We start from the raw sequence: 26,524 nt of genomic DNA on the forward strand, positions 1-26,524 counted from the left end.
CCGCCCCCGTATCCTGGGTGTGGGCCCCCCCGGGGGGCCGCCTCGCCACTTGGGGGCCCCCCCGCGGGGGGGGGGGGGGGCTTCAACCCCCACCCCCCCGCCCCCGCCGTCCCGTACGCTCGGCGGCCGGCCCGCCCGCCCGGCCGCCGAGCGCTCAGAACTTGTTGCGCGGGGTGATCCCCAGGGACATCCCCGCCAGGCCGCGCTGACGGCCGCCCAGCTTGCCCGCGATGGACCGCAGGGCAGCGCCCGCGGGGGACTCGGGGTGGCTGAGCGCCACCGGACGTCCGTCGTCGCCGCCCTCGCGGAGCCGCACGTCGATGGGGATCTGCCCGAGGACGGGCACGGTCGCGCCGGTCATCCGGGTCAGCCCCTCGGCGACCCGCTCGCCGCCGCCCGAGCCGAAGACGTCGATGACCTCGTCGCAGTGCGGGCACGGCATGCCCGCCATGTTCTCCACCACGCCGACGATCTTCTGGTGGGTCTGCACGGCGATCGACCCGGCGCGCTCGGCGACCTCGGCCGCCGCCTGCTGCGGGGTCGTGACGACCAGGATCTCCGCGTTCGGCACGAGCTGCGCGACGGAGATGGCGATGTCACCGGTGCCGGGCGGCAGGTCGAGCAGCAGCACGTCGAGGTCGCCCCAGTACACGTCCGCCAGGAACTGCTGGAGCGCGCGGTGCAGCATCGGCCCGCGCCACACCACCGGCTCGTTGCCGGGGGTGAACATGCCGATCGAGATGACCTTCACGCCGTGCGCCGACGGCGGCATGATCATGTTCTCGACCTGGGTGGGCCGGCCGTCCGCGCCGAGCATGCGCGGCACGCTGTGCCCGTAGATGTCCGCGTCCACCACGCCGACCTTCAGCCCGTCGGCCGCCATCGCCGCCGCCAGGTTGACCGTCACCGAGGACTTGCCGACACCGCCCTTGCCGGACGCGACGGCGTAGACGCGGGTCAGCGAGCCCGGCTGGGCGAACGGGATCTCGCGCTCCGCCTGCCCGCCGCGCAGCGACGACGCCAGGCCGCGCCGCTGCTCGTCGCTCATCACGTCGAGCGTGACCTGTACCGAGGTGACCCCGGCGACGCCCTCGACCGCCGCCGTGACGGCGTTGGTGATGGTGTCGCGCATCGGGCAGCCGGACACCGTGAGATAGACGGTGACGGCGACCGAGCCGTCGGCGCCGATGTCCACGGACTTGACCATGCCGAGGTCGGTGATCGGTTTGTGGATCTCCGGGTCGTTCACCGTCGCGAGCGCGGCGCGCACGGCGTCTTCGGTCGGCGTGGAGACTGCGGTGTCGGTAGCCATACGTCGATGGTACGGCGGTGGCCGAGCGCCGTTCAGCGCCCCCGGCCGTCGCCTTCGTCACTGCCCTCGTTGTCGGAGCCGGGGCCGGAGTCGGGGCCCGTCCCGGAGCCGTGCCCGCCGTCCGTGCCGCGCCTGGCCTCGGGGCCGCGTTTGGTGTGGGTCCTGCCGCCGCTGGGCCTGCCGCCGGGGCTCGTGCCGTGGCCGCCCCCGGCCTGCCGGTCCTCGATCTCCTTGAGCAGGTCCTGGAGTTCGGAGCGGATCCAGTCGCGGGTGGCGACCTCGCCGAGGTTCATCCGCAGCGCCGCGACCTCGCGGGTCAGGTACTCGGTGTCGGCGATGCTCCGCTCGCCCTGCTTGCGGTCCTGTTCGAGGTTGACCCGGTCCCGGTCGTCCTGCCGGTTCTGCGCGAGCAGGATCAGCGGGGCCGCGTACGACGCCTGGAGGGACAGCATCAGGGTCAGGAAGATGAACGGGTAGTTGTCGAAGCGGATCGACGGCGGCGCGAAGATGTTCCACAGCACCCACAGGATGATGAGGACCGTCATCCAGACGATGAACCGTCCGGTGCCCAGGAAGCGGGCCACGCGCTCGGAGAGCTTGCCGAACGCCTCCGGGTCGTACGTCGGCAGCAGGCTGCGGCGCGGGGCGCGCGGCTGGTCGAGCCGCACGCGGGGGCGCGAGGTGGCGGTCGCGCCGGGCGGGTGCCGGAAGCGCTCCCGGTCGCGGTCATCGGCCGCCATCGTCGCCCACCCCCGTCATGCCGCCCCGCGCGTCGTCGTCCGCCGCGTCGTCCGTGCCGTCGTCCGTCATGTGGTGCCCGTGCGGCCCGACCGCGCCGTGCAGATCCGTCTCGCGCCAGTCCTCGGGCAGCAGGTGGTCCAGCACGTCGTCCACCGTGACCGCGCCCAGCAGCCCCCCGGTCGCGTTCACCACGGGCGCCGAGATCATGTTGTACGTCGCCAGGTAGCTGGTCACCGCGGGCAGCGGGGTGTCGGGCGTCAGCGGCTGGAGGTCGGTGTCCACGATCGAGGCGAGCAGCGTGAACGGCGGGTCGCGCAGCAGCCGCTGGAAGTGCACCAGGCCCAGGTACTTGCCGGTCGGCGTCTCGTCCGGCGGCCGGCACACGTAGACCTGCGCGGCCAGCGCGGGGGACAGGTCGGGGTTGCGGATCCGGGCGAGCGCGTCGGCGACCGTGGCGTCAGGGCGCAGCACGATCGGCTCGGTGGTCATCAGCCCGCCCGCGGTCCGCTCCTCGTACGACAGCAGCCGCCGTACGCCCGCCGCGTCCTGCGGCTGCATCAGCGTGAGGAGTCGTTCCTGCTCGTCCGCGGGCAGTTCGGCCAGCAGGTCGGCGGCGTCGTCCGGGTCCATCGCCTCCAGGACGTCCGCGGCGCGCTCCTCCTTGAGCTTGCTGAGGATCTCCACCTGGTCGTCGTCGGGCAGCTCCTCCAGGACGTCCGCCAGCCGGTCGTCGTCGAGCGCCGCGGCCACCTCGCCGCGCCGCTTGGGCGACAGGTGGTGCAGGACGTTCGCCAGGTCGGCCGGGCGGAGCTGTTCGAAGGTCGCCACCAGGTTCTCCGCGCCCTGGCCGTCCTCGGCCAGCCGGAAGCCGGTCACCGCCGACCAGTCGACGGTGAGGGTGGCTCCCTTGCGGCGCAGGGCCCCGGGCCTGCCGCGGCGGACGAAGACCTTGTCGATCTCCCAGTCGCGACGGGCCGGGAGCTGGGTCATGGAGACGTCGAGGACGGTGACCTCCGCGCCGGACTCGCCCGCGCTCGCGTCCGCCGCACTCTGCCCGCCGTCCCCTCCGGCGTCCTGCCCCGCGTCCTGCCCCGGGTCCTCGGCGACCAGGCGCACCCGGCGGTCCAGCAGCTCGCCCAGCACCAGCGTCTCGGTCGGCCGCTGCTCGAAGCGGCGCATGTTCAGCACCCCGGTCGTGATCACCTGACCGGACTCGACCCCGGTGACCCGCGTCATGGGCAGGAAGATCCGGCGGCGGCTGACCACCTCGACCACCAGGCCGAGCACCCGCGGCGGCCGTCCGCCTACCCGCAGCATCACCACGACGTCACGGACCCGGCCCACCTGGTCGCCGTTCGGATCGAAGACCGCGACGCCCGAAAGATGGGAGACGAAGACCCGCGGGCTGCCTGCGGCCATCGGGGGGCCTCCTACCGGTCCACGGAGGGCTGCTCCGGTCCACTCGTCATCCGTCGCCAGGCTACTCCCAGCCGATCTTGCCCGCCCCACGGGGTGCTCGCCGGGGGTACCGTGCGGTAGCTTCTGGACGCCTCCCCGGACTCGTCCGGGGTGCCCCCCGCTGTCTCCGCAGGAGGACGAGAACACGTGTATCCCGGCCGCCGGACCGCAGCCGCCGCTCTCGGAACACTGTGCGCGGCGACCGTACTCACCGGATGCCTCGGCTTCGGCGGCGACCCCGACGCGGGCACCAACGGCGTCGCCAAGCTGCCGCCCGCGACCGTCGAGCAGAAGGCGAAGACCGCCGCCGAGACCGCGCCGACCGTACGCCTGGCGGGCACGGTGATCAGCAAGGGGCAGAGCTTCCGCCTCGACATGCGGCTGCGGGACAACGGCGGCGTCGGCGAGGTCACCACCAAGGGCACGACCTTCCAGCTCCTGCGGGTCGGCGCCGATCTCTACCTCAAGGCGGGCGCCGACTTCTACGGCGACGCGGGCGCCGACAAGAACGGCAAGGCCGCCGCCCAGAAGCTCGACGACAAATACGTCAAGGTGCCCACCGACGACCCCGCGTACAAGCAGTTCAGCGGCTTCACCGACAAGAAGGTGCTGCTCGCCGACCTCTTCGTGCTCGACGGCGACCTCAAGCTCGGCGACCACCGCAAGGTCGGCGACACCAGGACCGTCGCCCTCAACGGCACCAAGGGCGGCTCGCTGGACGTCTCCCTCAAGGGCACGCCCTACCCGCTGCGCTACCAGCGCGCGGGCAACGCGGGGACGCTCACCCTCTCCGACTGGGGCGAGGACTTCACGCTCGCGGCGCCGAACAAGTCCTCGGTGGTCGACTACGGCAAATCGGTGACGACGAAGTAGCCGGGCCCGGCGCGCTACGCCTTGCGGCGGCGGGCCAGCAGCCTCGGCAGACCGGCCGGGACCGGATGCCGGGTCGTGGCCGGGGTCGCGACCGGGACCGCCGCGCCGGAGACGTCCGGCATCGCGCCGGGGTGCTCGACGGGAGCGCCCTCGGGCACCAGCCGGAAGACCCGGCAGTCGCGGGCCCAGCGCTCGGTGACCGTCTCGGCGTCGACGGAGTTGAGCCGCTTGCCCTTCAGCTCCGCCACGGCCGCCTCCCACGCCTCGCCGTCCGGCGGCAGCAGGGCGACCAGGGCCGTCCAGGCCACCAGCCGCCCGCCCTTGTCCTTGCTGCGGACGACGACCGTGGCGCGCCCGCCGTCGGCGAGCCCCGGCGGCAGCGGCTGCTCGACGGGCCCGCCGCCGACCACGCACATCGCGCCGTCCACCCACGCGTGCCACAGCGCCTGGCCGTCCACCCACACCAGGCCCGACTTCTTGGTGGCCTCCTCGACGAGGGCGGTCTGCTCTGCGCTCACAGCGGTCGTCATGCCGCCACTTTAGGCGCTGGCCACAGGCGGCGGACCCCGGCCGGTATCACGGTACGGACCGACAGGTACGTGGACCCGCCATGGGCCTTACGCTGGTGGCTGCCGACGGGCGCGGCGCCGTGTCCGCCCCCGGTGTCGGACGCTCCGGTGTCCGACCCGCGGCCGTCCCTGTCACCGCACCGCGTCCGCCCGAGGAGTCCCGTGACCGCCGAGCCCGCCGCCGCCGCGCTTCCGCTGCCGGACACCGGTACGGGGCCCGCCGCCGCGGGAGGGCCGGGCGCCGAGCCCGCCGCCGCGCGGACGCTGGACTTCACGCTGCTCACCGTGGCAATCGCCAGCGTCTCGATGTCGGCCCCGCTGATCGCCTCGACGGCCGCGCCCGCGCTCGCCATCGCCTTCTGGCGGAACGCGATGGCGGTCGGCGTCCTCAGCCCGTTCGCGCTGTGGCGGGGCCGCGCCGAACTGCGGCGGATGGGCCGCAGGGCGATGACGCTCTCGGTGCTCGCCGGTGTCGTGCTCGCGCTGCACTTCGGGCTGTGGCTGCCGAGCCTGTCGATGACGTCGGTGGCCACCTCGACCGCCCTGTGCACCACCACGCCGATCTGGACCACGATCATCCTGCGGATACGCGGCCACCGGCCGCCCCGGCTGGTGTGGGTGGGCACCGCGCTCGCCGTGGTGGGCGTCGTCATCCTCACCGGCATCGACCTGTCCACCGACACCCGGGCCCTCGCGGGCGACGCCCTGGCCCTCGGCGGCGGCATCGCCGCCGCCGGATACGTCCTGCTCGGCTCCGAGGTGCGCAGGACCGCGAGCACGACCGCGTACACCTACGTCTGCTACGCGACCACCGCCGCGGTCCTGCTGGTCACCTGCCTGGTCTCCGGCTCCGCGCTCGGCGGCTACGACGGCCGTACGTGGCTGAAGATCGCCGCCCTCACCGTCGTCGCGCAACTGCTCGGGCACTCGCTGCTCAACCGGGTGGTACGCGGCCTCGGCCCGTCCACCACCTCCACCGCGATCCTGCTGGAGACGCCGGGCGCGGCGCTGATCGCCGCGCTATGGCTGGGCCAGATCCCGGCCTGGTCCGCCTACCCGGCGCTCTGCGTGATCCTGGTGGGCCTGGCCCTGGTGATCCTCGCCGACCGCAGGAAGACCGCCTGAGCGCCGCGCGCACCCGCGTCGGAGCCGGAGCCGGAGCCGGAGCCGGAGCCGGAGCCGGGGTCAGAGCCAGCCGTTGCGCCGGAAGCCGCGGTGGATCACGTAACAGATCGCCACGATGCCGATCAGCACGGTCGGATAGCCGAACTTCCAGCGCAGCTCCGGCATCGTGTCGAAGTTCATCCCGTACACGCCGGTGATCATCGTCGGGACGGCCAGGATCGCCGCCCAGGCGGTGATCTTGCGCATGTCCTCGTTCTGCACGACGGTGGCCTGCGCGAGGTTGGCCTGGAGGATCGAGTTGAGCAGGTCGTCGAAGCCCATGACCTGCTCGTGGACGCGGGCCACGTGGTCGGCGACATCGCGGAAGTACTTCTGGATCTCCGGGTCGATCAGCCGCATCGGCCGCTCGCCGAGCACCTGCATCGGCCGCAGCAGCGGCGCCACCGCGCGCTTGAACTCCAGCACCTCGCGCTTGAGCTGGTAGATCCGGCCCGCGTCGCCGCCGCGCGACGGCTTGCCGTTCTCGGCCGAGAAGACGTCGATCTCGACCTCGTCGATGTCGTCCTGCACGGCCTCGGTGACGGCCAGGTAGTCGTCCACGACCTGGTCGGCGATGGCGTGCAGCACCGCGGACGGGCCCTTGGCCAGCAGCTCGGGGTCGTCCTCGAGGCGGTGCCGCAGCGAGCGCAGCGAACCATGGCTGCCGTGCCGCACGGTGATCACGAAATACCGGCCGGTGAAGACCATCACCTCGCCGCTCTCCACCACCTCGCTGGTGGCGGTCAGCTCGGCGTGCTCGACGTAGCGGATCGTCTTGAAGACCGTGAACAGCGAGTCGTCGTACCGCTCCAGCTTCGGCCGCTGGTGGGCGTGGACCGCGTCCTCGACCGCCAGCGGGTGCAGGCCGAACTCCTGGGCGATACCGGCGAATTCCTGCTCGGTCGGCTCGTGCAGACCGATCCACACGAAGCCGTCGCGCCCGTCGCACTGCTCGCCGCTGCGCCCGGCCCGCACGCTCGCCAGCGCCTCGCTGAGACCGACGGTGTCGCTGCACCGCACGCCGTCGCGGTAGACCGCGCAGTCCACCACCGCGCTGCCGGCGGCGGAGACGTCGTGAGTCGGCCCGTAGTCGTAGGACGCGGTGCTCTTGCGCAGCGCGGGGCGTACGACAGCGCGCAGATCACGGATCATCGACATGGCAAGCTCCTTCACGGACTGGCCGACGGCATCACGCCGCACTGAATGCTGATCAGGACGGGATCAGTACTGGCTGATCACCAGGCAGTTCAGGGCGCTCTTCCGACGCGGATTCGCTCCGCGGGCAGATCGTGAGGATCGTGAGGTCACGCGTTTCACGGCACAAGGGCCGGGTAAGTAGCGCGCAGGCTCACATCACGGGACGGCGTTCGGAAGAGCTGCCGGTACTGCACGGTCGACTCGGATCCACTGCAGTCCCCACCTCCTCCGGCCATGCCCCGCTGGGGGATGTCGTATATGAACACCCCACCTTAGCGCGTCCGCGTGCCCGCTCGACCGCGCTTGGCCGGTTCCATACGCGATCTATGCTCGCCGCATGGGTGATCTCCTGACGCTGGTCGAGGCGCGACTGCGCTCCGCCTTCGGCGCGCCGGACGCGCGCGCCGCCGTGACGTTCCTCGGCGTCGACCGCATCGAAGTGCTCCGCTACCGCGACGGTGACCTGCTGCGATACGCCACCCTCGGGATGTCGGCGCAGCCCATGAACGAGCCTCTCGCCACCGTCGCCGATCCCGTACGCGGCCCGCGCGCCGAACTGCTGCTGTCGGTACGCGCCGGTGTGGCCGAAACCGACAAGGTGCTGCGGCCGCTCGCCGTACTCGGCGCCTCTCCGCAGGTCGAAGGGGTCGTCGTCGCCCCCGGCAACTCGCTGGACGTCGGCGAGCCGCTCTGGCCGGGCGCGCCCTTCTCCGCCGTGCTCGTCGCCGAGGGCGGGGGCCTGGTCGAGGACCTGGTGCTCGACGCCCTCGACCCGGCGCCCGACCCCGTCCGCTTCCTGCCGCTGCTGCCGATGACCCACACCGAGGCCGCCTGGAAGCGGGTGCACGGCGCCGCCGCCCTCCAGGAACGCTGGCTCTCGCACGGCACGGACCTGCGCGATCCGCTGCGCGGGGCCGTGGCCCTCGGCTGATCCGGGCCGCCGGTCGCGGTCGCGTCCCGCGCTCCGCCAGGCGCGTGGTGTCGCTGAACCACCTGGGTGATCGTCCTTGACGGGGGCACGGACCCGGAGGACCGTTGGTCGTTATGAGGGGCGAACCCAGTTGCCCGAAGTGCGGTGGCAGGGTGCGAGCGCCCGGCCTCTTCGCCGACTCCTGGCAGTGCGACGAGCACGGGACCGTGTATCCGCTGCAACCCGTCGTGCCCCCGAGCGTCGAGGCGCTCGGCGTCGTGGTGCACCGCGCCCAGGTGCCCGTCTGGATGCCGTGGCCCCTGCCGGTCGGCTGGCTCTTCTCCGGTGTCGCCGCCGCGGGTGACGACCGCAGCGGCGGGCGGGCCACCGCCGTGGCCTGCTCGGGACCCGGTCCGCTCGGTGGACCCGGTGAACTCATGCTCATCGCCGAGGAGTTGGGCGTCGGGCTCGGCGCCCGCCACGCCGGGATTCCCGGGCCCGATCCGGGGCCCGGCATGTGCGTCGACAAGCCTCCGCACGCCAAGGTGCTCGCCGCCGGGCGGCCGACGCCGCTCTGGCACGTCAACGGCGCTCCCGACGACCGTGTCGTCTTCGCGGGCGAGGCCCGCGGGCTCTGGCTCTGGGCCATCGTCTGGCCCGAGCAGACCGGGCTCCTCATGTACGACGAGCTCGTCCTCACCGACCTCCGCGACGCCGGGGCCGAGGTCGACATGCTCCCCTGCGGTGCCCTCTCCCCCCGCCTCCTCGCCTAGCCCCTCCCGGGGGGCCACCCCCCCCGTACCCCCGCCTTGCGCAAGTCGGTCCCCCCCCCCGGGGCGCGGCGACCCCCCACCGGCGGGTGGTCCGGCGACAACCGGCCTGCCCCGCTGGGGCGGGTGGTGACGTGCGGGAGCGCTTCGGCTGAGCGCGCAGTTCCCCGCGCCCCTAAAAACCAGGTCCTCCCGCAGCCTGTGCGAAAGACGTGCGCCACGTCAGGGGCGGGGGGTTGCGGGGGTGGAGGAGCAGCGGCGGGTGGGGTGGGGGGAAGGCTTATGCTGGCGGCTGGCCGAGAAGACACTACTGCCCAGCGGAGCGCCCCGGTGCGGATTGATTTGCACGCTCACTCCACCGCGAGTGACGGCACCGACGCGCCCGCCGAGCTGGTGCGGAACGCGGCGGGGGCCGGTCTGGACGTCGTGGCGCTGACGGACCACGACACGGTGGGCGGATACGCGGAGGCGACGGCGGCGCTGCGCGCGCTGACGGTGCCGTTGACGCTGGTCACCGGCGCGGAGCTGTCCTGTCGGATCGACGGGATCAGCATGCACATGCTGGCGTACCTGTTCGACCCGGAGGAGCCGGAGCTGTACCGGGAGCGGGAGCTGGTACGGGACGACCGGGTGCCCAGGGCGCGGGCCATGGTGGCGAAGCTCCAGGAGCTGGGCGTGCCCGTGACCTGGGAGCGGGTGGCCGCCATCGCCGGGGACGGCTCCGTCGGCCGCCCCCACATCGCGACCGCGATGGTGGAGCTGGGCGTGGTCCCCACCGTCTCCGACGCCTTCACGGACGACTGGCTGACGAACGCCGGGCGGGCCTACGTACCCAAGCACGAGCTGGACCCCTTCGACGCGGTACGGCTGGTCAAGGGCGCGGGCGGCGTCACCGTCTTCGCGCACCCCGGCGCGCACAAGCGCGGCGAGACCGTACCGGAGTCGGTGATAGCGGAACTGGCGTCGGCCGGGCTCGACGGCATCGAGGTCGACCACGTGGACCACGACGCCCCGACCCGGGCCCGGCTGCGGGCCTTCGCGGCCGAGACGGGGCTGCTGGCCACCGGGTCGAGCGACTATCACGGCAGTCGTAAGACCTGCCGTCTCGGCGACTGCGTCACCGACCCCGAGGTCTACCGCGAGATCGCCCGGCGGGCGACGGGCGCGGTGCCCATCAGCGCCGTCTAGCGCCCCTACGTGACCCCGCTCCTCACTTCGGGGAGCCCCCGGGGCCCCCTCCCGCGCCCGCGGCGCGGTGCGTTTTCCCGCCCCCAGCCACCCGTGCGGAGGTGACGTCGGCTGACGGCCTCCCCGTGGCCGCGGCCCGGTGGGCCCGTCCCCCACACGCCGTCTGCCGGGCGCAGCCCGACCCGCCCCCCTCACCAGAAAGTCGCCCCATGTTCGACGTCACCCTCTTCGGGTCGGTATTCGTCACGCTCTTCGTGATCATGGATCCGCCCGGTATCACGCCCATTTTTCTCGCGCTGACCTCGGGGCGCGCCACGAAGGTGCAGCGCCGGATGGCGTGGCAGGCGGCGCTGGTGGCGCTCGGGGTGATCACGGTGTTCGGGATCTGCGGGCAGCAGATCCTCGACTATCTGCATGTGTCGGTGCCCGCGCTGCGCGTGGCGGGCGGGCTGCTGCTTCTGCTGATCGCGCTGGATCTGCTGACCGGGAAGGCGGACGAGCCGACGCAGACGAAGGACGTGAACGTCGCGCTGGTGCCGCTGGGGATGCCGCTGCTGGCGGGCCCCGGCGCGATCGTGACCGTGATCCTGGCGGTGCAGCACGCGGACGGGTTCGGTCAGCAGATGTCGGTGTGGGTGGCGATCATCGCGATGCACGCCGTGCTGTGGCTGACGATGCGGTACTCGCTGGCGATCATCCGGCTGATCAAGGAGGGCGGTGTGGTGCTGGTGACCCGGCTGTCGGGCATGCTGCTGTCGGCCATCGCCGTCCAGCAGGTCGCCAACGGCATCTTCGGCTTCATCCACGGCGAGGGCTGAGCCCTCCCGCGGCCCCCCGCCGCCCCTCCCGTGGCCCCCGCCGGGCCCCCGGACACGCGAAAGCGCCCCGTACGTCTTCATGTACGGGGCGCCGATGCGGTGGGCCAGGCCCTGTGGCGTCGTCAGTCCGCGGGGCGGATGTAGATGCGCTGGCCTATGGCAGCGGCCTGCTGCACGATCTTGTTGACGGCGGAGGCGTCCACGACGGTGCTGTCCACGGCGTTGCCGTTTCGGTCGTCGAGTCGCATGATCTCGAAGCGCATGGGGCTTCTCCCTTCGTCGCTCGTTACATGTGTAGTCAACCAACACCCCCTCGAAAACATTCCCTAGACTAAAGAAACACTTTCTCGATCTAATTACTCACCGGTAAGGCTTGTGCCGTCGGCCCCCGCGCCGCCGGTCCAGAAGGCGATCAGCGCCGCCGCCGTCTCGGCGGGACGCTCGGTGTTCGGCGAGTGCTCCGCGCCCTTGATCACCGCGCGCTCGGCGCCCAGCCGAGTCGCCATCGCGTCCATCCACGACGGCGGCCACACATGGTCGACCTCGCCCGAGATCACCAGCTTCGGCAGCGGACCGGCCGCGGCCAGCTCGTCCACCCGATCCGGCTCGTCCATCAACTGCCGTGCGGTGACAGCGAGTTGCTCTGGCAGCGTGGTCACCCAGCGGCGGTGCAGAAACGCCTCGACGGCGGGCGGGGTGTCCGGCTGCTCGCCGTTCTCCGCGTCCATCGACCGCATCGCCTGCCAGACGGCCTCCAGATCCATCACCGGCAGCACATCGATCAACAACTGGGTGCGGGTCTGTTGTTCCTCGGAGATCGCACCCGGACCCGTGCTCATCAGCGTCAACGACGCCCACGCGCCGGGACCTTGGTCGATCACCGCCGCCCGTACGACGAGACCGCCCAGCGAATGGCCCAGCAGATGCACGGGGCCGCCCCCGCCGACCGCCGCGAGCGCCGCCGTCTGCGCGACCACGTCGGCCGCCAACTCGCCCTGCGCGTAGGCGCTCTCCTCGCGCGGGCCGCCCGACTCGTACTGGCCGCGGCCGTCCACCGCCACCACCCGGAAACCGGCCGCCGACAGCGGGGTGAGCAGCGGGAGGAAGTCCTCCTTGCTGCCGGTGAAGCCGGGCACGAGCAGCGCGGTGCCGCGCGGCGGGGCGTCGGGGGCGGGGGAGGCGTCGAGTACGGCGAAGGATCCGCGGGCCGTCTCCAGCCGATGGGCGGACACGTTCTCCGGCAGATCCAGGGCAGTGGGTCGGCTCATGAACCGAGATTACGCGGTGCATATGTCCGACAGGTTGCCTCCGCCCGATCCCGGTGTCCCCGGCACGCGAACGCCCCCGGCCGAGGGGCCGGGGGCGTTCGTCCGTACGGGTGCGGCGGCGGAGGCGGCCGAGGTCAGCCCTCGTCCGCGGCCGTCGCGGCGACCGCCTTGCGGGTGCGGCGGCGCGGGGTCTTCGGCGCCTCGTCCCCCGCGGTGGCGGGAGCCGGTACGTCGGCGACCTCGACCGCCGCGGCAGCGGCGGCGGCGGTCTTGCGGGGCGCCCGCTTGCGCACCGGCTTCGGCGCGTCCGCGGTGCTCTCCGCCTCCGGCGCGACCGCGGGTGCCGGCACCTCGGCGGTGACGGCCGTCGCGGCCTTGCGGGTGCGGCGGCGCGGTGTCTTGGGCGCCTCGTCCGCGACCGGGGTGACCGGGGCGGCGGTCTCCTCGGGCTCGCCGTTGAGGATCGAGCGGCGGGCCGGGCGGCGGGCCGCCTTGGGCGCCTCCTCCTCGACCACCGGGGTCACCGCGGCGGGCGCCTCGGCGACCGCCTTGCGGGTGCGGCGGCGCGGCGTCTTGGGCGCCTCCTCGGCGACCGGGGTGACCGGGGCGGCGGTCTCCTCGGGTTCGCCGTTGAGGATCGAGCGGCGGGCCGGGCGGCGGGCGGCCTTGGGCGCTTCCTCCTCGACCACCGGGGTCACCGCGGCGGCGGCCGGAGTCTGCGCACCGACCGGCTCAGCGGCGGCCTTGCGCAGGCGGCGGCGCGGTGCCTTGGGGGCTTCCTCGGCGACCGGAGCGTCGGGGACCGGCTCGACAGCCGTCACCGTCTCCACGGCGACCGCCTCGGGAGCGGCGCCGCGCGTACGGCGACGGCGGCGCGGGGTGCGGGGCGCGGCCACCTCGTCCGTACCGGGCTGGGAGACCGCGACGGCGGACTCCACGGCCTCGGCGCCGACGGCCGACGTGGGGGCCGCACCGGACGCGGCCTCGCCACCGCGGGTGCGGCGGCGCTGGCGCGGGGTGCGCGTACGGGCCGGGCGGTCCTCGACGGGCGCGGCGGCGGGCTTGCCGCCGGCCGGCCGACGGCCGTTGCCGCGGGCGCCGCGGCCACCGGTCTCGCCCAGGTCCTCGACGACCTCGGCGTCGAGACCGGCACGCGTCCGGTCCGCCCGAGGCAGTATCCCCTTCGTGCCGACCGGGATGCCCAGCAGCTCGTAGAGGTGCGGAGACGTCGAGTACGTCTCCTCCGGGTCGTTGAAGGACAGCACCAGCGCCTTGTTGATGAGCTGCCAGCGCGGGATGTCGTCCCAGTCGACCAGCGTGATCGCGATACCCGAGGCGCCCGCGCGGCCGGTGCGGCCGATGCGGTGGAGGTAGGTCTTCTCGTCCTCGGGCGTCTGGTAGTTGATGACGTGCGTGACGCCCTCGACGTCGATACCGCGCGCGGCCACGTCGGTGCAGACCAGCACGTCGACCTTGCCGTTGCGGAACGCCCGCAGCGCCTGCTCGCGCGCGCCCTGGCCGAGGTCGCCGTGGACCGCGCCGGAGGCGAAACCGCGCTTCTCCAACTGCTCGGCGACGTCGGCGGCGGTCCGCTTCGTACGGCAGAAGATCATCGCGAGACCGCGGCCCTCGGCCTGGAGGATGCGCGAGACCAGCTCGACCTTGTCCAGCGAGTGGGCGCGGAAGACGTGCTGCGTGGTGTTCGCGACGGTCGCGCCCTCGTCGTCCGGCGCGGTGGCGCGGATGTGGGTGGGCTGCGACATGTAGCGGCGGGCGAGGTTGATCACGGCGCCGGGCATGGTCGCGGAGAACAGCATCGTCTGCCGCTTGACCGGCAGCATGCCCATGATCTTCTCGACGTCGGGCAGGAAGCCCAGGTCGAGCATCTCGTCGGCCTCGTCCAGGACGAGCGAACGGATGTGCTTGAGATCGAGCTTCTTCTGGCCCGCGAGGTCCAGCAGGCGGCCCGGGGTGCCGACGATCACGTCGACGCCCTTCTTGAGCGCGTCGACCTGCGGCTCGTACGCCCGGCCGCCGTAGATCGCGAGCACGCGTACGTTCCGGACCTTGCCGGCCGTCAGCAGGTCGTTGGTGACCTGCTGGCACAGCTCGCGGGTGGGGACGACGACCAGGGCCTGCGGGGCGTCGGTGAGCCGGTCGGCGGTGGCGCGCCCGGCCTCGACGTCGGCGGTCACGGTGACGCGCTCCAGCAGCGGCAGACCGAAACCGAGGGTCTTGCCCGTGCCGGTCTTGGCCTGGCCGATGACGTCGTTGCCCGCGAGGGCGACCGGGAGCGTCATCTCCTGGATCGGGAAGGGGGTGATGATGCCGACGGCCTCAAGGGCCTCGGCGGTCTCGGCCAGGATGCCGAGACTGCGGAAAGTCGTGGTGGTGGACAGGATGCTTGCCTCTTCTGTGAGACGCGGCACTGTGCGGCGAGGGGGGTCGAGCGGCCGTGTCGCGGAAAAGACGACGCCGGTCACTGACCGCGCAGAGGTGTCGTACAGCCGTGGGCGGCTGTGCAGCGCGGGACCGCTGCCCTCGCTCGTGTCGCGAGTGGGCCCCTCCCGATGTCAGGAGGGCGGTCGGTGTCGGAGCCGATCGGGCCACCGACCGGGCATCCAGGTGTTGCATACGTCGCCCGCCGAGGATCGGAAGCAAGCCGATTTTCGGCGGGTGCAATACCACTCTACCCCGGAAACACGTAGCTGCACCCGATCAAATGTTTCGTTCGGGACGGCACCGGCACGTCATCGGCCTGTCACCGGCCCCGCGAAGATCACCGCACGGGTGCGTACGGGCCGCTCCGACTTGGCTATTGTGCCCAGCATGGAGACGCCTGACGAGAACACCACGCCCGCCACCGGAATCGCCGCCCAGGACTGGACCGCCGCGTCCGCGGACCCGCAGTACCGGGCCGCCGTCGTCGATCTGCTCGGGGCCCTGGCGTACGGCGAGCTGGCCGCTTTCGAACGGCTCGCGGACGACGCGAAACTCGCGCCGACCCTGGAGGACAAGGCGGAGCTGGCCGCGATGGCCGCCGCCGAATTCCACCACTTCGAGCGGCTGCGCGACCGGCTCACCGAGATCGGCGAGTCGGCGAACAAGGCGATGCAGCCCTTCGGCGCCGCGCTCGACGAATTCCACCGGCAGACCGCGCCCTCGGACTGGCTCGAAGGGCTCGTCAAGGCGTACGTCGGCGACTCCATCGCCTCCGACTTCTACCGCGAGGTCGCCGCCCGGCTCGACACCGATACGCGCACGCTGGTGCTCGCGGTCCTGGACGACACCGGGCACGCGACCTTCGCCGTGGAGAAGGTGCGCGCCGCCATCGCCGCCGAGCCGCGCGTCGGCGGGCGGCTCGCGCTGTGGGCGCGGCGGCTGATGGGCGAGGCCCTGTCGCAGGCGCAGCGGGTGGTCGCCGACCGCGACGCGCTGTCCACCATGCTCGTCGGCGGGGTCGCCGACGGCTTCGACCTCGCGGAGGTCGGACGGATGTTCTCGCGGATCACCGAGGCGCACACCAAGCGGATGGCCGCGCTGGGCCTGGCCGCGTAACACCGCGTAACGCCGCGTAACGCCTCACCGCGAAACTCTCCGCCCCGCCACGGCCGGTCCCGTCGCGACTTCTGAGGACGCCGGTGGCCGCGTCAGACGCTCGACGCGGTCACTTTGGCGTGGCGGCCACGCTTCGGCGGGCGGGCCAGCACGCTCAGCATGGCCGCCCCCACCGCCAGCGCGGCGGGCAGCGTCGCCTCCGGGTGGCCGGGGCCGACGATCGTGCGGGTGACGAGGCCGCCGAGCAGCGCGGCGATCGGTCCTGTGGCCAGCAGCAGCGGACTCAACGGGAGCCGGAGCGGGAAGAGGCGGGCGGCGGCGTAGGCGGCGCCGAGCCCGAGGGCGACGTAGGCGACGGCTTCCCAGAGCATCGTGATCCCTTTCCGGTGGTACGGCTGGTACGGACCGGTGCGCTCTGGTCCTACCCCTGTGGAGGCCGGGACAAAACGAAGGGCGGCAACCGGTTGCACCGGTTGCCGCCCTTTCGGCCCCTTTCAGGGCCGGACGTTCAGAGCGAAGCGCCGAAACCGACCTTGCGGGCGGACGGCTCGCCGATCTCCACGTACGCGAGCCGGTCGGCGGGGATCAGGACCTTGCGGCCGTGCTCATCCGTCAGACTCAGCAGCTTCGAGGCGCCGGACAGCGCGTCGGCGACGGCCTGCTCGACCTCCGCGACGGACTGCGCGCTCTCGATGTTGATCTCGCGCGGCGCGTGCTGCACGCCGATCTTGACCTCCACGGCTTGGATACCTCCGATGGTCTGGCGGTGTGCGCGGTTGGTTTCGCGCCGTACGCAGCAAAGACTAGCCCGGAGCGGCCGGTGGAAATCCGTACCTCGGCAACGCCGTGAGCGAACAGGCCCGGGGCGACGCGGACGGGCGGCGGGGCACCGCCTCAGTGGTGGCCCTCCGCGCCGTGCAGCGGGAATCCGGCGATACCGCGCCAGGCCAGGGAGGTCAGCAGGTCCACCGCGGTGTCGCGCGGCACGGTGCTCTTGCTCGCCAGCCAGTAGCGGGCGACGACCTGGGAGACACCGCCGAGGCCGACGGCCAGCAGCATCGACTGGTCGCGGGAGAGCCCGGTGTCCTCCGCGATGACCTCGCTGATCGCCTCGGCGCACTGGAGCGAGACCTTGTCGACGCGCTCGCGGACCGCGGGCTCGTTGGTCAGGTCGGACTCGAAGACCAGCCGGAAGGCGCCGCCCTCGTCCTCGACGTACGCGAAGTACGCGTCCATGGTGGCCTCGACGCGCTTCTTGTTGTCCGTGGTGGACGCCAGCGCGGTCCGCACCGAGTGCAGCAGGGACTCGCAGTGCTGGTCGAGCAGCGCGAGGTAGAGCTCCAGCTTGCCGGGGAAGTGCTGGTAGAGCACGGGCTTGCTCACGCCGGCCCGCTCGGCGATGTCGTCCATCGCGGCCGAGTGGTAACCCTGCGCCACGAAGACTTCCTGGGCCGCGCCCAGCAATTGTTCACGTCGGGCCCGGCGGGGCAGGCGTGTGCCGCGCGGCCTCGCCTGAGCTTGCTCGATGGCTGTCACGCCGCCTCCCAAATCTGAAGTGAGGAACGATAGAACACTGCGATGGCCATCGTACTTTTCAGTAACGACCCTGTGCGCCGTGCGGTCGCACATTCTCACTACCTGGAACCTCCGCGCGAGAGCGCCTGCGGAATCCGTCGGTGAGCGGCGACCGTCAGCGGTAGTCGTCCTCGTCCGGCGCGACGACCCTGCGCTGCTCCGCCGCGTCGGCCGGATCCGCCTCTTCCACCTGGTGGGAGGGGCGCGCGATGATCGGTTCGTCGTGCTGCTGGAGCAGTTCCGCGTGCTGTTCCGCGGTGTCGGCCTCCGGCGCTTCCAGATCCAGATCGGTGTCGCGGGCGATCTGGGCGGCGTCGAATTCGTCGGCCTCACGCTCGAAGCGTTCGATGTCCCCGCTACCGTTCCCGGTGTTCTCGGACATGGCCCCTCCTTCTCTTGCCTCACCCTTGAGCCTAGGCGGCCGGGCAGGCGCGTGCATGGCGGCTTCCCGGCCGCGGTGTGCGGCGCGCGCCCCTCGGAGCGCGTGGCGGCTTCCGGCCCTTGCGGAGGTTCTTGTGACCGCGAACACGCGGTCGTACGCGTGATCGTCTCGTAACATTCATCCATGCCCTCGACCGACGTTCCCCAGACGGCCGCAGAACCGGCGGTCGTACTCCCGCCCGGGCCGCGGCTCGCCCCGGGGGAATCGGTGCACACGGCGAGCCTGCCCGGCCTCACCCTGGTGGTCAGATCGCGCGGTACGGACGGGCCGGGGACGGCGCCCGCGCTCTTCGTGCACGGCCTCGGCGGCTCCTCGCAGAACTGGTCGGCGCTGATGGCCGCGCTGGCCGACCGGGTCGCGGGACAGGCGCTGGACCTGCCGGGATTCGGCCATTCCCCGCCGCCCGACGACGGCGACTACTCGATTCCGGGGCACGCGCGGGCGGTGGTCCGGCTGCTGGAGGCCGAGCGGCGCGGCCCGGTCCACCTCTTCGGGAATTCGCTGGGCGGCGCGGTGGCCGTCAAGGTCGCCGCCGCCCGGCCGGACCTGGTCCGCACCCTCACCCTGGTCTCGCCCGCGCTCCCCGAGCTGCCGCCGCAGCGCACCGCCTGGCCCACCGGGCTGCTCTCGGTGCCCGGCGTCCCCGCGCTGTATCTGCGCGCGACGAGGAACTGGCCGGCCGAGCGCAGGACCCAGGAGCTGCTGGCGCTCTGTTACGGCGACCCGGGGGTGGTCGGCGAGCAGGCCCGCGCCGACGCGGTCGCCGAATACCAGCGGCGGATCGAACTGCCGTATTTCTGGGACGTCATGGTGCGTTCCACCCGTGGGATCGTGGACGCGTACACGCTCGGTGGCCAGCATTCGCTGTGGCGGCAGGCGGAGCGCGTCCTCGCCCCTACGCTGCTCGTGTACGGAGGCCGGGACAAGCTCGTCTCGGTCAAGGTCGCCCGCCGGGCGGCCAGGGCTTTCCGCGATTCCCGGCTGCTGGTCATCCCCGACGGCGGCCATGTGGCGATGATGGAGCACCCCGAGCTGGTGGCCCGGGGCTTCCGCGATCTCCAGGACGAGGTCGCGGAAGCCGAGGACGACGGCCGGGGCCGTACGGACGCGGGGCCCGCCGGCGCCGAGGCGACCGGGAGCTGATCGAGGACGTGGGTGGGCGACGTGGGTAAGCACAGCGCGCGGGACGGCCAGGACGGCCGTGACAACGGCATTCCGGGCGCGCCCGGAATGCCGGGTGTCCCAGGACCCCTGCGGCCCGGCGTCCCCGGCAGCGGGCGCCGCCGCCGCGGTCCAGGACCGCTGTCCGGCCACGACACGGGCAGCTTCCCGCAGTACCGGCCGCAGGACCACGGCGGTCCGGCGCCCGCCCACCCCGAGCACCGCGAGCACACCGCGTGGGGCCCGGCCGACGACTGGGCGGCGGACACCGGCCGCTACTCCGGGCCGCCGCGCACCCGCGAGCTGCCCTTCGACCTCGTCGACGAGTGGGCGGAGGACTGGGAGGCGTACGACACCGCGTCCGCGCTGAGCTCCCCGCCCGCGGGACCCGCGCTCGGCCAGGGGCAGGGCCCGTACGCCCGGCACGCGCAGGCGCCCGGGCCCGGCCAGATGCAGGCGCCGGGCCGGCTGATCCCGCGCCCGCGGCAGGAATTCCTCGACGCCTTCGGACCGCAGGAGCCGGAAGGGCCCGCGGACCCGCCGCCCGGCGGCCCGGCCGCCGCGCCCGAGCCGGACCCGGAGCCGGAGGCGGACGCGGGCACGGCCGTGGACACCAAGTCCGGCGGCAAGGGGCGCACGCTCAGCGGGATCGCCGCCGCGGCCGTCGTCACGGTGCTCGCCGTGGTGGTCGCGGGACAGGTCGGCGGAAGTGAGAAACGGCACAGCGAGGACAGCGGCAAGGACACCGCGACGCGCTCGGCGGCCGACGAGGCGTCGCGCTCGCAGGACCGCGCGCCCGGCGCCGCGAGCGCGCCCGCGGGGGCCCCGGCGGCGACGCCCGCCGCCGCCACGTACGACGAGCTGATGGCCAAGCTGTACCCGCTGGACCCGGACCTGAGGCTGTCCGGCGCCTTCAGCACGGTCGGCGGCCACCAGGCCGCGCCGGGCAGGGGCAAGGTCATGCGCTTCCGGGTGGACGTCGAGCGCGGGCTGCCGCTGAACGCGCAGCTCTTCAGCGACACCGTCTTCAAGACCCTGAACGACAGCCGGAGTTGGGGTCACGGCGGACAGATGTCCTTCGAGCGGGTCTCAACCGGCCCCGCGGACATCGTCATTACGCTCGCCAGTCCCGGCACCACCGCGAAGTGGTGCGCGAAGTCCGGTCTGGACACGACAGTTGAGAACGTGTCATGTGACTCCGCGTCAACTCCGCGCACGATGATCAACGCCTACCGATGGGCGCAGGGCGCCAGTACATTCGGCGCCGCGCGGGTGCACGAGTACCGGCAGATGCTGATCAACCACGAGGTCGGGCACCGTCTCGGGCACAGCCACGTCGGCTGTCCCAAGGAGGGCGCCCCGGCCCCGGTGATGATGCAGCAGACCAAATTCCTGTCGCTCGACGGCGGCCCCACCTGCAAGCCGAACGCGTGGCCGTACCCGTAGGCGGAGCCGTCCGCATCCCGTAGGCGCGGACCCGCTCAGCGGTGCGATCCATAAGTGATCGTTTGAGATCGTATTGATCTGGCTTTGACAATTGGTGTCGCGTCGCTGCACGCTTCTGTCCATGCAGCACCACCACGCACATCCGTATGCACGCGCCGGCATCGAGCTGGCGCTCATCGGCGTGGCCGCGCACTGCGTCGCCGACGTTCACTGTCGCTGACCGCATCCAGCCCCACCGCGTAGAGGCCCGGCCGCCGTCCCAGGACGGCGTCTCCTCCGCCACGGGCTGCTCCGGCCGGACCCTTCGGTCCCGCACGTCACGACCCGTTTCCGCTTTTTCGCGCGCACCGCTGTGCGCGCCCTTCCTCGCTGCCGCGAAAGGTTCCTCTGATGCGTCAACTGTCCTCCACATCCCGCCGCATAGGCGTGATCGCCGTCGGTCTGGCCCTTGCCGGAGGGGCCGTCGCCTGCGGCCCCAAGAACGGTGACGATGCCAAGGCGGGCGGCGACGGCAAGCCGGGCAAGGGCGGCACGCTGTACGTCCTGAACAACCAGGCGCAGGAGAACTTCGACCCCGCCCGGCTCTACACCTCCGGCGGCGGCAACGTGCCGTCGCTGGTCTACCGGACGCTCACCACCCGCAACCGCGCCGACGGGGCCGCGGGCGCCAAGGTCGTCCCCGACCTGGCCACCACCACCGGCGAGCCCAGCGAGAACGCCACGGTGTGGACGTACCACCTCAAGGACGGCCTGAAGTACGAGGACGGCTCGCCCATCACCACCGCCGACATCAAGTACGACATCGAGCGGTCCTTCGCCGCCGAGCTGTCCGGCGGCGCGCCCTACCTGCGGGACTGGCTGGTCGGCGCGGCCGACTACCAGGGCCCGTACAAGGACCCCAAGGGCCTGTCCTCGATCGAGACGCCCGACGCGAAGACCATCGTCTTCCACCTGAACAAGCCCGAGGGCGAATTCCCGCTGCTCGCCACGCAGACCTCCTTCGCGCCGGTGCCCAAGGCCAAGGACACCGGCACCAAATACGCGGCGCACCCGGTCTCCTCCGGCCCGTACAAGGTGGTCAGCAACGAGAACAACGGCGAGCACCTGGTGCTGAAGCGCAACCCCAACTGGTCGGCCGCCACCGACGACCAGCGCAAGGCGTACCCCGACACCATCGACGTGCAGTCCGGCCTCGACCAGGCCGTGATCAACCAGCGTCTGTCGGCGGGCGTCGGCAAGGACGCGGACGCGGTCACCACCGACACCAATCTCGGCCCGGCCGAGCTGGCCAAGGTGACCGGCGACAAGAACCTCGCCCAGCGGGTCGGCACCGGGCACTTCGGCTACACCGACTACATCGCCTTCAACCCGAAGGTGAAGCCGTTCGACAACATCAAGGTCCGGCAGGCCATCGCGTACGCGATCAACCGCACCACGGTGATCAACGCGCAGGGCGGCTCGTCGCTCAACGACCCGGCCACCACCTTCCTGCCCGCGCAGGCGTCCTTCGGCTACACCGCCTACGACCCGTTCCCCGCGGGCAAGACCGGTGACCCGGCCAAGGCCAAGGAGCTGCTGAAGGAGGCCGGTTACCCCAACGGCCTGACCGTCTCGCTCACCCATGACGTCACCAAGGGCGACGAGCAGGGCCCCGAGGTCGCCACCGCCGTCCAGGAGGCGCTCAAGGCGGCCGGGATCACCGTCAAGCTCGACGGCCAGGAGCACGCGGCCTTCTCCGACAAGATCCACACCCTGAAGACCGAGCCCGGCTTCTTCCTCACCGGCTGGGGCGCGGACTGGCCGTCCGGCGGCCCCTTCCTCGGCCCGATCTTCGACGGCCGCCAGATCGTCAAGGACGGCGCCAACTTCAACAACGCGCAGCTCGACGACCCGGCCGTGAACAACGAGATCGACCAGATCAACAAGATCACCGACCTCAAGGCCGCCGCCGTCCGCTGGGGCGCGCTGGACAAGAGGATCGGCGAGCAGGCGCTCACCGTGCCGCTCTTCCACCCCGTCTACAAGCGGCTGTTCGGCAAGAACATCAAGAACGTCGTGATCAGCGACTGGACCGGTGTGCTGGACATCTCGCAGGCCGCGGTGAAGTAGTCCGTGACCGTCGAAGCACTCTCGGCCGTCTCGGCCGCGGGGGAGGGCACCGCCACCGCGGCGCCCCCCTCCGGGGCCCGGCAGATCTGGCGGCGGCTGCGCGGACAGCGCGCGGCGCTCGTCGGCGGCGCCGTCATCGTCCTGTTCGTCCTGGTCGCGGTGGCGGCACCGCTGCTCGCCGCGCTCGAAGGGCAGGACACCACCACCTACCACGCCGACCTGGTCGACTCCGCGGCCGGCGGCGTACCGGTCGGCACCTTCGGCGGGGTCTCCGGCAGCCACTGGCTCGGCCTCGAACCCGGCACCGGACGCGACCTGTTCGCCCGGCTCGTCTACGGCTCGCGGATCTCGCTCGTCGTGGCCCTCGGCGCCACCGTCCTCCAGGTCGCGCTCGGCGTGGCCCTCGGCCTGGGCGCGGGCCTGGGCAACCGGTTCCTCGACAGCGTGCTCAGCCGGATCACCGACGTCTTCGTCACCATGCCCGCGCTGATCTTCGCCATCGCGCTGCTCGCGGTCGTCCCCGACGGCTTCCCGCGGCCCGTGCTGCTGATGCTGGTCCTCGGGCTGCTCGCCTGGGGCGGCATCGCGAAGATCGTCCGCGCGCAGGTGCTCACCCTCAAGTCCCTCGACTACGTGGCCGCTTCACGGCTCGCGGGCTCCAGCCGGTGGCGGACCGCGCGCCGCGAACTGCTGCCCGCGCTGGTCGCGCCCGTCGTCACCTACGCGGCGATCCTGCTGCCCTCCAACATCGTCTCCGAGGCGGGCCTGTCCTTCCTCGGCATCGGCGTCACCCCGCCCACCCCCTCCTGGGGGCAGATGCTCTCCAGCGCCTCGACCTGGTACCAGGCCGACTCCGCGTACGTCCTGCTGCCCGCCCTGCTGCTCTTCGTGACCGTGCTCGCCTTCACCGTCTTCGCGGACGGTGTGCGGACGGCCCTGGACCCGCGGGTCGCCAGCAGGCTGCGGGTGGGGACGGGACGGAAGTCGGCGAAGGCGGACGCTTCTTCGGACACGGCCGCGACGGATACGGCTGGCCGCGCCTCGGACGCCGAGGCGGTGGACGGCGCGTGATCCGCTTCCTCGGGCGGCGGCTCTTCCAGGCCCTCGTCGTCCTCCTCGTCCTGGCCGCCGTGCTCTACGCGTGCTTCTACCTCGCGCCCGGCGACGCGGCCCGGCTGGCCTGCGGCCCCAAGTGCTCGACCGCGCAGATCGTGCAGATCCGCGGCCAGATGGGCCTCGACGACCCGGTGTACGTGCAGTTCTGGCACTTCCTCAGCGGCATCGTCGCCGGTCACGACTACAGCACCGGCACCGATGTGCTGCACTGCCCGGCGCCCTGCCTCGGCCAGTCGTACCGCACCGGCGAACTCGTCACGTCGATGGTCGGCGAGAAGCTGCCCGCCACCGCGTCGCTCGCCTTCGGCGCGATGGTGCTGTGGCTGGTCATCGGCGTCGGCACCGGCCTGCTGTCCGCGCTGCGGCGCGGCACCGTCACCGAACGCGCCCTGACCGGCTTCACGTTGGTCGGCACGGCGACCCCGGTGTTCATCACGGGCATCCTGCTGCTCCTGCTCTTCTGCTCCTGGCTCCAGTGGCTGCCGTACCCCTCGTACGTCCCGCTCACCGAGGACCCGCAGCAGTGGGCGTGGAATCTGCTGCTGGCCTGGCTCGCGCTCGCCCTGGTGGAGGCCGCCAAGTACGCCCGGCTGACCCGCAGTTCGATGCTGGAGACGCTGGCGGAGGACCACATCCGCACCTTCCGCGCGTACGGCGTCAGCGAGCGGGCCATCGTCGTACGGCACGCGCTGCGGGGCGCGCTGACCCCGGTGATCGCGCTGTCCGCGCTGGACCTCGGCACGATGTTCGGCGGCGCGCTGCTCACCGAGACGCTGTTCAACATCCCCGGACTCGGGCAGCAGCTCGTGCAGTCCGTACAGATCAAGGACGTGCCGGTGGTGGTCGGGATCGTGCTGGTCATGGGCCTGGCCGTCGTCGTGGCCAACGCTGTCGCCGACGTGCTGTACGCGGTGGCCGACCGACGGGTGGTACTGGCATGACCGGGCAACTCACCGACCTGGAAGCCCCGTTGGTGGAGGTCGCGGGACTGCGGATCGAATTCCCCACCGAGGGCGGGGCCGTACGGGCCGTCGACGGGCTGGACTTCACGCTCGGCGCGGGCGGCGCGCTCGGGCTCGTCGGCGAGTCGGGCTCCGGCAAGAGCGCGACCGCGTACGCCCTGCTCGGCCTGCACCGCGGTACGGGCGCGCGGGTCTCCGGGACCGTACGGGTCGCCGGGACCGACGTACTCGGCGCGGACGACGCCGAGTTGCGCGAGCTGCGCGGCGGGGTCGCCGCCATGGTCTTCCAGGACCCGCTGTCCTCGCTCGACCCCTACTACGCCATCGGCGACCAGATCGCCGAGGTCTACCGGGTGCACCACCGCGGCTCGCGCGCCGCGGCGCGGGCCCGCGCCGTCGAGGTCCTGGACCGCGTCGGCATCCCCGATGCCGCCCGCCGGTCCCGCTCCCGGCCGCACGAGTTCAGCGGCGGCATGCGCCAACGCGCCCTGATCGCCATGGCGTTGGCGTGCGAGCCGCGCCTGCTCATCGCCGACGAGCCCACGACGGCCCTCGACGTCACCGTCCAGGCCCAGATCCTCGACCTGCTGCACGAACTGCGGGCCGAGACCGGCATGGGGCTGCTGCTCGTCACCCACGACCTGGGCGTCGTCGCCGGGAGCGTCGACGACATCCTCGTCATGCGGGACGGCGCCGCCGTCGAACGCGGTCCGGTCGCCGAGGTGCTGGCCGCCCCGGCGCACGACTACACGCGGGCGCTGCTGTCGGCGGTGCCCCGGATCGACCCGCGGCCGGCGGACGGCGGGGAGCCGGGCGCGGCTCCCGCGCCCGTGGGCGCGGCGACACCACGCGGACGCGGCGCGCGTACGGGCACGGCCGAAGAGCCCGGCTCCGAGCTTCTGCTGGAAGCGGTCGCGCTGCGGCGGGAGTTCGGCAAGGGGCGGCAGCGGCTCACGGCCGTGGACGACGTGTCGCTCCAGGTCAGGGCCGGGGAGACGCTCGGCATCGTGGGCGAGAGCGGCAGCGGCAAGACGACGCTCGGGCGGATGCTCGTGCGGCTGCTCGACCCGAGCGCGGGCGAGATCCGCTACCGGGGCCGGGAGATCGGCGGGCTGGGGGACAAGGCGCTGCGCCCGCTGCGGCGCGACCTGCAAATGGTCTTCCAGGACCCGGTCTCCTCGCTCAACCCGCGCCGCAGCATCGGCGAGTCCATCGCGGACCCGCTGCGGGCGGCGGGCGAGCTGAGCGACAAGGCCGTCGTCGGCCGGGTGAAGGAACTGCTGGAGCGGGTCGGCCTCGACCCGGAGTGGTACCACAGGTACCCGCACGAGTTCAGCGGCGGGCAGCGCCAACGCGTCGGTATCGCACGGGCCCTGGCGCCCGAGCCGAAGCTCATCGTGTGCGACGAGCCGGTCTCCGCGCTGGACGTCACCACGCAGGCGCAGGTCGTCGCGCTGCTCGCGGAACTCCGCCGCGACCTCGGCCTGTCGCTGGTCTTCATCGCCCACGACCTCGCCGTGGTACGGCAGGTGAGCGACCGCGTCGCGGTGATGCGCGGCGGCCGGATCGTGGAGTCCGGCACGGTCGACGAGGTCTACGACGCGCCTCAGGACCCGTACACCAAGGGCCTGTTGGCGGCCGTCCCGGTGCTGGACCCGGCCGAATCCGCGGCCCGCAGGGCGGACCGCAGGGAACTGCGGAGCGTGATGGTGACCGCACCTTAGGTCACATCAACGCGTGGCAGTGTGAGAAGTTACGCCCGTTCACCCCTTTTGGTGGCGCGGCGGGCAAACCTCCGCCGCGCCACCCCCGTAACCGAAAAAACTCATAGCGCCCGGGGGTCGCAGGTGCCCGGGGGGGCCCCCCGCCGGCAATACGTTGTGGGCG

The 26,524-nt window shown here is 72.5% G+C and carries 26 protein-coding genes; 14 read left to right on the plus strand and 12 right to left on the minus strand.

The features are described from left to right. Positions 1-154: 154 nt before the first annotated feature. Genes ACIP4Z_RS29180 through ACIP4Z_RS29190 form a run of 3 tightly spaced genes read right to left on the minus strand, consistent with a single transcriptional unit; the run spans position 155 to position 3,472 of the window. Positions 155-1,312: an Mrp/NBP35 family ATP-binding protein gene (locus ACIP4Z_RS29180; protein WP_355348575.1), complete on the minus strand. Its 1,158-nt coding sequence runs from the start codon at positions 1,310-1,312 to the stop codon at positions 155-157. 32 nt (positions 1,313-1,344) lie between these two features. Beyond that, complete coding sequence (locus ACIP4Z_RS29185; RefSeq protein ID WP_401313091.1) at positions 1,345-2,052, minus strand: DUF1003 domain-containing protein; 708 nt, start codon at positions 2,050-2,052, stop codon at positions 1,345-1,347. Further along, positions 2,039-3,472 (minus strand): magnesium transporter MgtE N-terminal domain-containing protein, encoded by a 1,434-nt coding sequence (locus ACIP4Z_RS29190; protein ID WP_391052866.1) that lies wholly within the window; start codon positions 3,470-3,472, stop codon positions 2,039-2,041. The genes ACIP4Z_RS29185 and ACIP4Z_RS29190 overlap by 14 nt, the downstream gene beginning before the upstream one ends. A 186-nt stretch (positions 3,473-3,658) precedes the next feature. On the opposite strand from ACIP4Z_RS29190, the gene ACIP4Z_RS29195 reads away from it, so the two are divergent. Next, positions 3,659-4,384, plus strand: coding sequence for a hypothetical protein (locus tag ACIP4Z_RS29195; protein ID WP_355348581.1), 726 nt, complete (start codon positions 3,659-3,661; stop codon positions 4,382-4,384). A gap of 14 nt (positions 4,385-4,398) precedes the next feature. On the opposite strand, the gene ACIP4Z_RS29200 is transcribed toward ACIP4Z_RS29195, so the two are convergent. Next, entirely contained in the window at positions 4,399-4,914 is a 516-nt protein-coding gene (locus ACIP4Z_RS29200) for a hypothetical protein (protein WP_401313094.1), read from the minus strand. 201 nt (positions 4,915-5,115) lie between these two features. Between ACIP4Z_RS29200 and ACIP4Z_RS29205 the strand changes: the two genes are divergently transcribed. Further along, entirely contained in the window at positions 5,116-6,078 is a 963-nt protein-coding gene (locus ACIP4Z_RS29205; RefSeq protein ID WP_401313097.1) for a DMT family transporter, read from the plus strand. A gap of 60 nt (positions 6,079-6,138) precedes the next feature. On the opposite strand, the gene ACIP4Z_RS29210 is transcribed toward ACIP4Z_RS29205, so the two are convergent. Beyond that, complete coding sequence (locus tag ACIP4Z_RS29210; protein WP_355348587.1) at positions 6,139-7,275, minus strand: magnesium and cobalt transport protein CorA; 1,137 nt, start codon at positions 7,273-7,275, stop codon at positions 6,139-6,141. A gap of 376 nt (positions 7,276-7,651) precedes the next feature. Between ACIP4Z_RS29210 and ACIP4Z_RS29215 the strand changes: the two genes are divergently transcribed. The 4 genes from ACIP4Z_RS29215 (at position 7,652) to ACIP4Z_RS29230 (ending at position 11,000) form a co-directional block, all read left to right on the plus strand. Then, the gene (locus tag ACIP4Z_RS29215) at positions 7,652-8,245 is read left to right on the plus strand and encodes a suppressor of fused domain protein (protein WP_355348590.1); all 594 of its coding nucleotides are present in this window, start codon (positions 7,652-7,654) and stop codon (positions 8,243-8,245) included. 113 nt (positions 8,246-8,358) lie between these two features. Then, the gene (locus tag ACIP4Z_RS29220) at positions 8,359-8,997 is read left to right on the plus strand and encodes a DUF6758 family protein (protein ID WP_355348593.1); all 639 of its coding nucleotides are present in this window, start codon (positions 8,359-8,361) and stop codon (positions 8,995-8,997) included. Positions 8,998-9,324: 327 nt separating this feature from the next. After that, positions 9,325-10,182 carry a PHP domain-containing protein gene (locus ACIP4Z_RS29225; protein WP_355348596.1) on the plus strand — a complete coding sequence of 286 codons (858 nt, stop codon included), beginning with the start codon at positions 9,325-9,327 and terminating at the stop codon, positions 10,180-10,182. A gap of 209 nt (positions 10,183-10,391) precedes the next feature. After that, on the plus strand, positions 10,392-11,000 hold the full coding sequence (locus ACIP4Z_RS29230; RefSeq protein WP_188284666.1) for a MarC family protein: 609 nt from the start codon (positions 10,392-10,394) through the stop codon (positions 10,998-11,000). 122 nt (positions 11,001-11,122) lie between these two features. Here the strand turns inward: ACIP4Z_RS29230 and ACIP4Z_RS29235 are convergent, their stop codons facing one another. From ACIP4Z_RS29235 to ACIP4Z_RS29245, 3 genes are all read right to left on the minus strand, one after another. Beyond that, positions 11,123-11,263 (minus strand): hypothetical protein, encoded by a 141-nt coding sequence (locus ACIP4Z_RS29235; protein ID WP_355348600.1) that lies wholly within the window; start codon positions 11,261-11,263, stop codon positions 11,123-11,125. A gap of 93 nt (positions 11,264-11,356) precedes the next feature. Continuing rightward, positions 11,357-12,268, minus strand: a complete 912-nt coding sequence (locus tag ACIP4Z_RS29240; protein WP_401313102.1) for an alpha/beta fold hydrolase — start codon at positions 12,266-12,268, stop codon at positions 11,357-11,359. Between the two features lie 134 nt (positions 12,269-12,402). Continuing rightward, entirely contained in the window at positions 12,403-14,568 is a 2,166-nt protein-coding gene (locus tag ACIP4Z_RS29245; RefSeq protein WP_401313148.1) for a DEAD/DEAH box helicase, read from the minus strand. Between the two features lie 529 nt (positions 14,569-15,097). Between ACIP4Z_RS29245 and ACIP4Z_RS29250 the strand changes: the two genes are divergently transcribed. Further along, positions 15,098-15,826, plus strand: a complete 729-nt coding sequence (locus ACIP4Z_RS29250) for a ferritin-like fold-containing protein (RefSeq protein ID WP_355348606.1) — start codon at positions 15,098-15,100, stop codon at positions 15,824-15,826. A gap of 92 nt (positions 15,827-15,918) precedes the next feature. On the opposite strand, the gene ACIP4Z_RS29255 is transcribed toward ACIP4Z_RS29250, so the two are convergent. The 4 genes from ACIP4Z_RS29255 to ACIP4Z_RS29270 form a co-directional block, all read right to left on the minus strand. Beyond that, positions 15,919-16,197, minus strand: coding sequence for a hypothetical protein (locus ACIP4Z_RS29255; RefSeq protein ID WP_355348609.1), 279 nt, complete (start codon positions 16,195-16,197; stop codon positions 15,919-15,921). 137 nt (positions 16,198-16,334) lie between these two features. Further along, complete coding sequence (locus tag ACIP4Z_RS29260; RefSeq protein ID WP_188281577.1) at positions 16,335-16,565, minus strand: DUF3107 domain-containing protein; 231 nt, start codon at positions 16,563-16,565, stop codon at positions 16,335-16,337. A 155-nt stretch (positions 16,566-16,720) separates the two neighbouring features. Beyond that, positions 16,721-17,362 carry a TetR/AcrR family transcriptional regulator gene (locus tag ACIP4Z_RS29265; protein WP_355348614.1) on the minus strand — a complete coding sequence of 214 codons (642 nt, stop codon included), beginning with the start codon at positions 17,360-17,362 and terminating at the stop codon, positions 16,721-16,723. A gap of 154 nt (positions 17,363-17,516) precedes the next feature. Next, positions 17,517-17,783 (minus strand): hypothetical protein, encoded by a 267-nt coding sequence (locus ACIP4Z_RS29270; RefSeq protein WP_355348617.1) that lies wholly within the window; start codon positions 17,781-17,783, stop codon positions 17,517-17,519. A 183-nt stretch (positions 17,784-17,966) separates the two neighbouring features. Here ACIP4Z_RS29270 and ACIP4Z_RS29275 point away from each other — a divergent pair, with 183 nt between their 5' ends. The 7 genes from ACIP4Z_RS29275 (at position 17,967) to ACIP4Z_RS29305 (ending at position 26,361) form a co-directional block, all read left to right on the plus strand. Then, a complete protein-coding gene (locus ACIP4Z_RS29275; RefSeq protein ID WP_355348620.1) occupies positions 17,967-18,986 on the plus strand; it encodes an alpha/beta hydrolase in 1,020 nt (339 codons plus the stop codon). Between the two features lie 21 nt (positions 18,987-19,007). After that, positions 19,008-20,450: a DUF3152 domain-containing protein gene (locus tag ACIP4Z_RS29280; RefSeq protein WP_401313109.1), complete on the plus strand. Its 1,443-nt coding sequence runs from the start codon at positions 19,008-19,010 to the stop codon at positions 20,448-20,450. 121 nt (positions 20,451-20,571) lie between these two features. After that, positions 20,572-20,670: an Ms4533A family Cys-rich leader peptide gene (locus ACIP4Z_RS29285; protein WP_355348626.1), complete on the plus strand. Its 99-nt coding sequence runs from the start codon at positions 20,572-20,574 to the stop codon at positions 20,668-20,670. 170 nt (positions 20,671-20,840) lie between these two features. Further along, a complete protein-coding gene (locus ACIP4Z_RS29290; protein ID WP_401313112.1) occupies positions 20,841-22,559 on the plus strand; it encodes an ABC transporter substrate-binding protein in 1,719 nt (572 codons plus the stop codon). Positions 22,560-22,562: 3 nt separating this feature from the next. Next, the gene (locus ACIP4Z_RS29295) at positions 22,563-23,630 is read left to right on the plus strand and encodes an ABC transporter permease (protein ID WP_401313115.1); all 1,068 of its coding nucleotides are present in this window, start codon (positions 22,563-22,565) and stop codon (positions 23,628-23,630) included. Beyond that, positions 23,627-24,616: an ABC transporter permease gene (locus tag ACIP4Z_RS29300; RefSeq protein WP_355348635.1), complete on the plus strand. Its 990-nt coding sequence runs from the start codon at positions 23,627-23,629 to the stop codon at positions 24,614-24,616. Before ACIP4Z_RS29295 ends, ACIP4Z_RS29300 begins: the two co-directional genes overlap by 4 nt. Further along, a complete protein-coding gene (locus ACIP4Z_RS29305) occupies positions 24,613-26,361 on the plus strand; it encodes a dipeptide ABC transporter ATP-binding protein (protein ID WP_401313118.1) in 1,749 nt (582 codons plus the stop codon). The genes ACIP4Z_RS29300 and ACIP4Z_RS29305 overlap by 4 nt, the downstream gene beginning before the upstream one ends. The last annotated feature ends 163 nt before the right edge of the window (positions 26,362-26,524 follow it).

The sequence above is a fragment of the Streptomyces sp. NPDC088910 genome (assembly GCF_044749865.1).
Lineage (GTDB): Bacteria > Actinomycetota > Actinomycetes > Streptomycetales > Streptomycetaceae > Actinacidiphila.